9 protein-coding genes are annotated in these 6,748 nt (G+C 66.2%); 1 reads left to right on the forward strand and 8 read right to left on the reverse strand.

Features of this window, described 5'->3' with window-relative positions; all coding sequences use genetic code 11:
• Nucleotides 1–154: 154 nt before the first annotated feature.
• The 8 genes from ACTQY5_RS10780 to ACTQY5_RS10815 all read right to left on the reverse strand — a co-directional run bounded on the left by ACTQY5_RS10780 (nucleotide 155) and on the right by ACTQY5_RS10815 (nucleotide 6,557).
• A complete protein-coding gene (locus tag ACTQY5_RS10780) occupies nucleotides 155–634 on the reverse strand; it encodes a hypothetical protein (RefSeq protein ID WP_441042290.1) in 480 nt (159 codons plus the stop codon).
• Complete coding sequence (locus tag ACTQY5_RS10785) at nucleotides 627–1,187, reverse strand: HNH endonuclease (RefSeq protein ID WP_343091532.1); 561 nt, start codon at nucleotides 1,185–1,187, stop codon at nucleotides 627–629. The genes ACTQY5_RS10780 and ACTQY5_RS10785 overlap by 8 nt, the downstream gene beginning before the upstream one ends.
• An 82-nt stretch (nucleotides 1,188–1,269) precedes the next feature.
• Nucleotides 1,270–1,671: a hypothetical protein gene (locus ACTQY5_RS10790; protein WP_315888634.1), complete on the reverse strand. Its 402-nt coding sequence runs from the start codon at nucleotides 1,669–1,671 to the stop codon at nucleotides 1,270–1,272.
• The gene (locus tag ACTQY5_RS10795; protein WP_441369196.1) at nucleotides 1,668–4,079 is read right to left on the reverse strand and encodes a DNA cytosine methyltransferase; all 2,412 of its coding nucleotides are present in this window, start codon (nucleotides 4,077–4,079) and stop codon (nucleotides 1,668–1,670) included. Before ACTQY5_RS10795 ends, ACTQY5_RS10790 begins: the two co-directional genes overlap by 4 nt.
• A complete protein-coding gene (gene ssb, locus ACTQY5_RS10800) occupies nucleotides 4,079–4,513 on the reverse strand; it encodes a single-stranded DNA-binding protein (RefSeq protein ID WP_441369197.1) in 435 nt (144 codons plus the stop codon). The genes ACTQY5_RS10795 and ssb overlap by 1 nt, the downstream gene beginning before the upstream one ends.
• Before the next feature lie 181 nt (nucleotides 4,514–4,694).
• Nucleotides 4,695–5,189, reverse strand: coding sequence for a hypothetical protein (locus tag ACTQY5_RS10805; protein WP_441369198.1), 495 nt, complete (start codon nucleotides 5,187–5,189; stop codon nucleotides 4,695–4,697).
• On the reverse strand, nucleotides 5,186–5,731 hold the full coding sequence (locus ACTQY5_RS10810) for a hypothetical protein (protein ID WP_441042355.1): 546 nt from the start codon (nucleotides 5,729–5,731) through the stop codon (nucleotides 5,186–5,188). The genes ACTQY5_RS10805 and ACTQY5_RS10810 overlap by 4 nt, the downstream gene beginning before the upstream one ends.
• Before the next feature lie 4 nt (nucleotides 5,732–5,735).
• Nucleotides 5,736–6,557 carry a PD-(D/E)XK nuclease-like domain-containing protein gene (locus tag ACTQY5_RS10815; RefSeq protein ID WP_441042353.1) on the reverse strand — a complete coding sequence of 274 codons (822 nt, stop codon included), beginning with the start codon at nucleotides 6,555–6,557 and terminating at the stop codon, nucleotides 5,736–5,738.
• Between the two features lie 4 nt (nucleotides 6,558–6,561).
• Between ACTQY5_RS10815 and ACTQY5_RS10820 the strand changes: the two genes are divergently transcribed.
• Nucleotides 6,562–6,748: hypothetical protein (locus tag ACTQY5_RS10820; RefSeq protein WP_441369199.1), on the forward strand; the 187-nt coding region annotated here is incomplete at its 3' end.

The raw sequence follows: 6,748 nt of genomic DNA on the forward strand, positions 1-6,748 counted from the left end.
GCGTTACTCGCGCTGCGCGGGCGGTTTGAAGGTTTGTAGGTTTGTAGGTAGTTGGGGATGGGTTTGCCGAAGGGTTTCGGCAATGATTCGCTGAACGGTTTCGGGAATGGTTTCCTGAACGGTTCGGGGAATGGTTTCGGGAATGGTTTTGTGGTCATGGCGTGATCCCGATCTGCTCGGACATGTGTGGCAACAGGTCAGCGATGACGTCCCAACTGGAGGCGAGCGCGTCACCCTCCTCGCTCCAGATGCGTGCCACCTCGGCGGTGATCTGGTCGCGGATAGCGGTCGAGGCGATGCGGTCGAGGGCGCGGCAGAATGCTTTCGTCACGTTGGGTTTCGTCAACACCTTGTCGTGCCTCAGGAATGAGCGCACGAGGATTTCACCGGTTGAATGGTCGATGACTAGCAGGTTTGCGTCTGCGAGCGAGTCCCACGCTTTGGCAACCTTGCGGGGTGTCAGGTCGGCGGCGTTGCCTGCATACCTGGCTGGGAAGTAGGGGACAACCCCGGCCCATGACAGGTCTGGGCTGGACAGGAGCGCCATGTAACAGTCGTGTTGGGTGGTGGTCAGCGTGGCCCAATCTGGGTCGCGGTGGGTCGAGACGAGGTAGCGTGCGAACTCTCTAGCCATCGTCGCCCGCTCTCAGGATCGCGGCAGTTTCGGCCTCGATTTCCTTCACGATGTTCTTGATGACGCCCGCCATGTAGCGGAAGACTGTGCGACTTGGGACGCCGTAGGCTTCGATTGCGATGCTGTGCGCCTCAGCTATACGGTCGTAAGGCACTCCGTTATCGAGCCAACGCACCACACTTTGCTTCCAATCGGCGGGCAGAAACGTGCAATCTTCGTCCCAAACTCGCCACGTTTTGCGAAACTTCTGGCACTGTTTGGACCATCTGTCGCGCCGTTCAGAGACGCGCTGGGCTGCGATCTTGCGGGCCTCAGCCCACCGTTTCGCGTCCTCACTCACGTCGGCGACGAGGGGTGTGTCCGGGTGACTGGAGGCCTTCCCGGCGTTGCAGTCCATGCAGCAGGCGACCAGGTTCTCTGGGGTGTCTGCGCCCCCGAGGCTGGTAGGGGTGACGTGATCGACGGTTAGTTCATTGTCCTTACGGTGGCAGTATCGGCACTGGTAGCCATCGCGTCGCAGTACCTCGAATCGGGTGCGCTTCGTCACTGGCATGGCGTCTCGTCCTCTCTGTCGATGTTGTCGTCTCTGCGCACGACAAAGTCGGGGCCGTCAGCGACCCGGGGCATGGGGGGTTTCATCCGTCCACCTCCTGGAAGATGAGCGTCAGCCGGACGTGCCCCGGTTTGCACCGCTCGGCCTGCGGTCGCCAGTCGGGGCCGATGAGGTGGGTGTCGTCGTCGTCGGGCAGGAGCGGCACCCAGCCGTGCGGACGCCAGCCGCAGCCGCTCACGAGACCATCCACGAGCGCCTTGATGGTCGGGTTGAGGTTGTGGGCGTCTCGCCGCCTGCGGTCGGGGTAGGCGACGTGCACGGTCAGGTGGGCGCGCTGCATCTGGTGCGGGTCGTGGCCCTGCGTGACAGCCGCCATCTGGCGGAGGTTGCGCACGAGGCTGGCCTGCCGCGCCCAGTGTTTGCGGTCATTGGCGGTCACGATGAGTGCGCGGGGCAGCTCGAACTCGTAGGTGGCGGTGGTCATGCCGCTGCCCCCAGCGCTTGTGCGCCACAGAGACCCAGCCAGTGGGCCACGTTGACGGCCACGGCGTTCCCGGCCTGCATCTGCTGTTCACCCTGATTGCCGTGGATGATGTAGTGCCTCGGGAAGGCTTGGGCGTTGGCTGCCTCCCGTGGCTTCAGCATGCGGAAGTAGCAGTCCTCGACGTTGATCGCCGGCGTCAGGACGCCGTGCTGGTCTCGTGTCGCCATCGTGGATAGCGGGTCGGCGACGGCGGGGTAGGGTCGAGAGCCGCGCCGGAAGGGGATAACGAGTCCGTGGTGGAAGCCAGCGCCTGTGAAGGTTGCCAGTGGGTCGCTCGTGCTGGATGGTTTGGCGTGCCTGCGGAGCGTGACGAGGAGGTCGGCGCCGCTGGCCCGCTGGGTGCGCATCGGTGCATGCACGCTGGTGCCCTTCTGGTCACCTGCGCCGCCCATGAGGTAGGACACGACGCCGAGCTGGGTTGGGAGTGGTCGGGATGCTGGGCCGAAGTGCCGTCCACAGCTCCCGCCGTTGTTGACGCTCATCACAAAGTCGCGGTCGAAGTCGCCGCGTAGCAGCATCTCCAGGCCGGTCTCGACTCGGCGCATCGTGGACGCTGCCAGCGGTCGGGTGCGGTCGCCGATCCTCGTGCCGACGTCGGTCCAGTCGATCGCGGATGCGGCGGGCCTGACGTAGGGCTCGACCCTGCCGTGATCGCCCTCGGGGCAGACGTAGATGTACTGGCGGTCGTACTTGCCGATGTGGCGTCCGGGCCGCTTCCACCACTGCATGGCTGCCACGTCCGTGCCGCACTTCTCGCACCAGGCCAGCGGTCGCGGCCGCACGTCGGGGGCGGGCACGCCCTTGCGGTTGAAGACGATGTACATACGGTCTCGCCACTGCGGCGCGTGCGGGTTGGTGTCGGAGCCGATGTGAGCTGCGGAGACGGAGACGAACTGGGCGGTGTAGCCGAGGGTGGTCATGCCCGCCAGCCATGTATCGAACAACTCCCACTGGGCTGCCTCCACGACATTCTCGATCATGACGAGCGGGTAGCGGAAGAGTTCGGCGGCGCGGATCACCTCCCAGAATGTGACGCGGGTCCGCTCGAACGCCTCGGTGGGGACGTGGCCGTGTTCCTCGAACAGGTCGAGTTGTCGCGTCCGTTTGCGGTGTCCACCGGCCGGTGATACCTCGGTGCAGATGGGGCTTGCCCACAGAACGTCGGTGCGTGGCAGGTAGCGCAGGTCGATCGCGGAGATGTCGGCGCACAAGTGCTCAGTGTCGGGGTGGTTGGCGGAGTGGGTTTCGATCGCTCGCTGCCAGTGGTTGGCGGCGAGCTTAATGTCGTATCCGGCGCTGCGGAGGCCGGTGGAGCTGCCACCCATCCCGCAGTTGCCGGTCCAGTGAACCATTCCGTCGCGACGACACAGCCACGTCCCGTGCTCGACTGTGGGGCACCAAACGACGCCCGTGTGGTCGACCCACTCCACCCGGTTCTGGCGCAGGGGTTTCGCGGTGTCGCGGCCCATGAGGGCTACCGTCCACATTGGCACTTCGGTCCCGCGATACCGCTGGTGCCACGTGCGCACTGACGTGGAGTGCCCGGCCAGGATGGCGGCGAACTGGAACGCATCGCACCGATCCGGGTCACCTTGGGTCAGAGTCGCCTCATGGGTCAGGTCACGAACGCGACGAGTCCCGTCCGCCAGCATCGAGACCTCGATAAGAAGGTCGAGTTGCGCCTGTGTGAGGCATAGCATCCACTCGTGAGCAGGGGCCTTGTTGACGAGTGCACCCGCAACTGGCGCGGCGGCAGCGCGGTTCAGCCTCCAGCAGCGCTGGTCTCCCCAGTCGCTCACCGTCCAGTAGGCGCGGCCATCGGTGCGGCGTCCTGGGGGCCCATATAGGGCGGTGAGTGCCGCAGTGATCCGCCGGCAGTTGTCCGGGTTGTGGCTACGCGACTGATAGATGTGTAGCCGTCCATGGGCGCGGAAGTTACCCTCGGTCCATGCCCATCCGACCAACTCCACCAGTTCGTTGCGGACACCGGAGGCTTTCGGCAGGTTGAACGGGGCTGAGCGCTTGACCATGGACTCCGACGTGAGGTCCCTGGTTGTGCGCCACCGCATCGTGGCGCTGCCGCCGCGCCTATTACGCTCCCAGGTGGGCCACCGGTGGTCGGCCGTAACGAGCGCCGAGATGCCTTTCCCGTGGATTCTGAGCATGCGCTCGTCGGTCGCGTCGAATCGGTGAACCTGCTCGACGGGGGCAAACCCAGCGATGCCGGTTTCGACATTCAGACTGGCGACCAAGTCACCGACCTCAACCTCGTCATGCAGTCGCCAACCGTGAACGGTCAGAATCTCGGTCTGCTCGTCGGCGCAGAAAAAGTCAACGGCGGTGAGCATCAGAATGGTGCCTCTCCGGTCTGGCTCGCCCACGGGTCATCCTGGGGCTGCGGTACCTGCGTCGCCTGCCCGCGTTGGCTGCGGTTGACGATGGCGGTCTGGGTGCGCAGCGAGGGTCCGATGTCGTCCACGGACAGCTCGAAGGTGGTGCGGCGCTGACCCTCCTTGTCCTCGTAGGTGCGCGACTGGAGCTCACCGGTCACGATGACCCGCATGCCCTTGCGGAGGGTGTCGGCGGCGTGCTCGGCCATGTCGCGCCAGACGGTGCAGCGCAGGAATGTGGTGTCGCCGTCGATCCATTCGCCGGTCTGCTTGACGTAGCGGCGGTGATTGTGGGCGACCGTCATGGTGGCGACGGCGGCCCCGGCCTGAGTGAAGCGGACCTCGGGCGCGTCCGTCAGGTTGCCGCAGATGGTGATGGTGTTGGTGCTCATGATTGGTCCTCTCTCTGGCCGCAGTGGGTGCAGCGGCCGTGTCGGTACAGGTGTCGTGGGGTGATGGGTTGGCGGTGGTCGTCTAGTCCCATCGCGCCGGTGAGGATGTGGAGGGCGGAGCAGGCTGCCGGGGCGGGGGCTCGGCGGTCGTCACCCGCCCCGGGAGCGATCAGGGTGGGTGTCATGCCGCGACCTGGGTGCGTCGCGTGGAGGCGAGGTAGCGCCGCAGGCTGTCGTCGGTGGAGAGGTCGGCCATGTCGTGCCGGTGACGCTCAGACGCCGACAGGGCCTCGCCAAATGTGGACTGCCACCTTCCGATTCGTCCGCAATTGCAGCGCCACATCCAATGAGCGGGCGCGTCTCTCCAGATGCGGGTCCTGTGCCGGGGATGGAGCCATGCTGCGGCCAGCGCCCGCAGGTCGGCATCCACACGCGCCCAACCCCTCCGATAGTCGTAGTAGCGGTGGGATGTGCATCTGCGCTCGTGGCACAGCGTCCACTCCTCATACCGACGCTCGACCTCGGGGGCGCCCCACTGGTGGATGACGACCTCGCACGGCACGGCGCCGCGCCCGCCGCCCACCTCATCCCCCCATATCTCGACGGCTCCGGTGTCACCGACGATGGTGCGCTGGATATGACCCCACGGACTGATGCTGGTCGTGACGCCGGTCACGACTCGCCCTCCGGCACGATCAGGCCCTCGTCGGGCAGTTCGGCGACGCGACTCTGGATCGCGGCACGCGTGGCCTCGTCGGCGTCCTGCCACAGGGCGCGCAGTTCGTCGCGGTCGGTGATCGCTGACACATCCACGGTCGGCGCAGGCTTTGCGAGTCGCAACGGCTCGACCAGGTACGCGGCCCGCTTCCCGCGCTTCTCTGTCAGCGCGAGGCGCAACGGCTGGGCGATGTCAGACAGGTGGCTGATCTTGATGCCGCCGACCCGCTCGCCGCCGAACTGCACGTCGGGGTCGCGGTACAGGGTGAGCGAGCGGCCCGCGTAGGCCGATGATTTCGTGCCCCACGCTGCGATGAGGACACGACGCATTGTTTTGCTTGGGCGGTAGGGCCGTCCTGGCATCTCGCGCAGGTGGATGTTCACGGGCTGCTCGCCGCCGGGCACCTGCACTCGGTCGACGGTGAACGTGCGCGGGCCGGTCAGCAGGTCCTCCGCGTTGAGCTGGTCGCTCTTCGGCGCGATCGTGTCGTCAATGTCCATCTCGTCACTCCTCTGTGATGTCGTCGTCGTATGCCCATGTGGGCGGGATGAGGGGCCTGATGTCGTGGCTGTATCCGGGCCACCTGCCGGTCTCGACACACTGGCGGTAGAGCGTGATCGCCTGCGCCATCTCACCTTCGCCGAGCGCCAGATAGGAGGGATCAACCTCCCACACGCTGACGAGGTAGGGTGCCGTCTTCTCCTGGGCGACGATGCGAAACGGCAGCAAATCGCCGGTCAACTCTCGGCGGAGGCGGCGATACCATGCGGCCTGTAGGTAGTAGCGGAATCGGTGGGCAGCGGCCAGGAAACCGCGCTCTGAGGCGTCGCGGGCGGTCTTGTAGTCAGCGGTCCACCCCGGATTCATGACATCTGCCCGGCCACGTAGCCATAGTCCGTCAATGCGGGCAAACATCGACTGCTCGCGCTCGCCTGCGAGGGTCTCGACAGCGGCGGGGTGGCGGTATACGACGCCCGCCATGTCCTCTGCGAGGCGCATCTCGGCGGGCAGCAGTGCCACCTGTCCAGATGCGTGGGCAGCGTCGCGCACCTCACGGGCAGCCTTGGTGCGCCACGACTCGGCGGCCACCTCGACCACGCGCTTGCCCTCGCCAAGAATGAGGGCATGGACGGCGCTACCGAGGTCGAGTGCCGCTGTGCGGGGTCTACCGTGCAGCTCGTGGTGCCGGAATCTCGCCGGGCCACCTTCTTCGAGGAGCGCCTTGGCGCGGCTAACGGACAGCGAGCCGTCGGGGATGGGGTCGGCGTGGTAGTCGGCGTCGGGGATGCCGTCATAGATGCCGGGTCGGGTGATGGTGGTAGGCATGTCAATGTCCCTGATCGGTGGGCAGCACTTCCGTCCCGATCCGCAGTCCGGCGCAGACCACGGGCGCGAGGATGACGATGACGGGCACGATGATGTCGAGCACGATGCGGCGGGTCATGACGCACCGCCGAGCGCGGCGAAGTCGATCCCGGCGGCACGCATCGGCTCGGTGAGCGTCGCGAGGTGGGGGG

Source organism: Acidaminococcus sp. HCP3S3_H5 (genome assembly GCF_052122235.1).
Lineage (GTDB): Bacteria > Bacillota > Negativicutes > Acidaminococcales > Acidaminococcaceae > Acidaminococcus.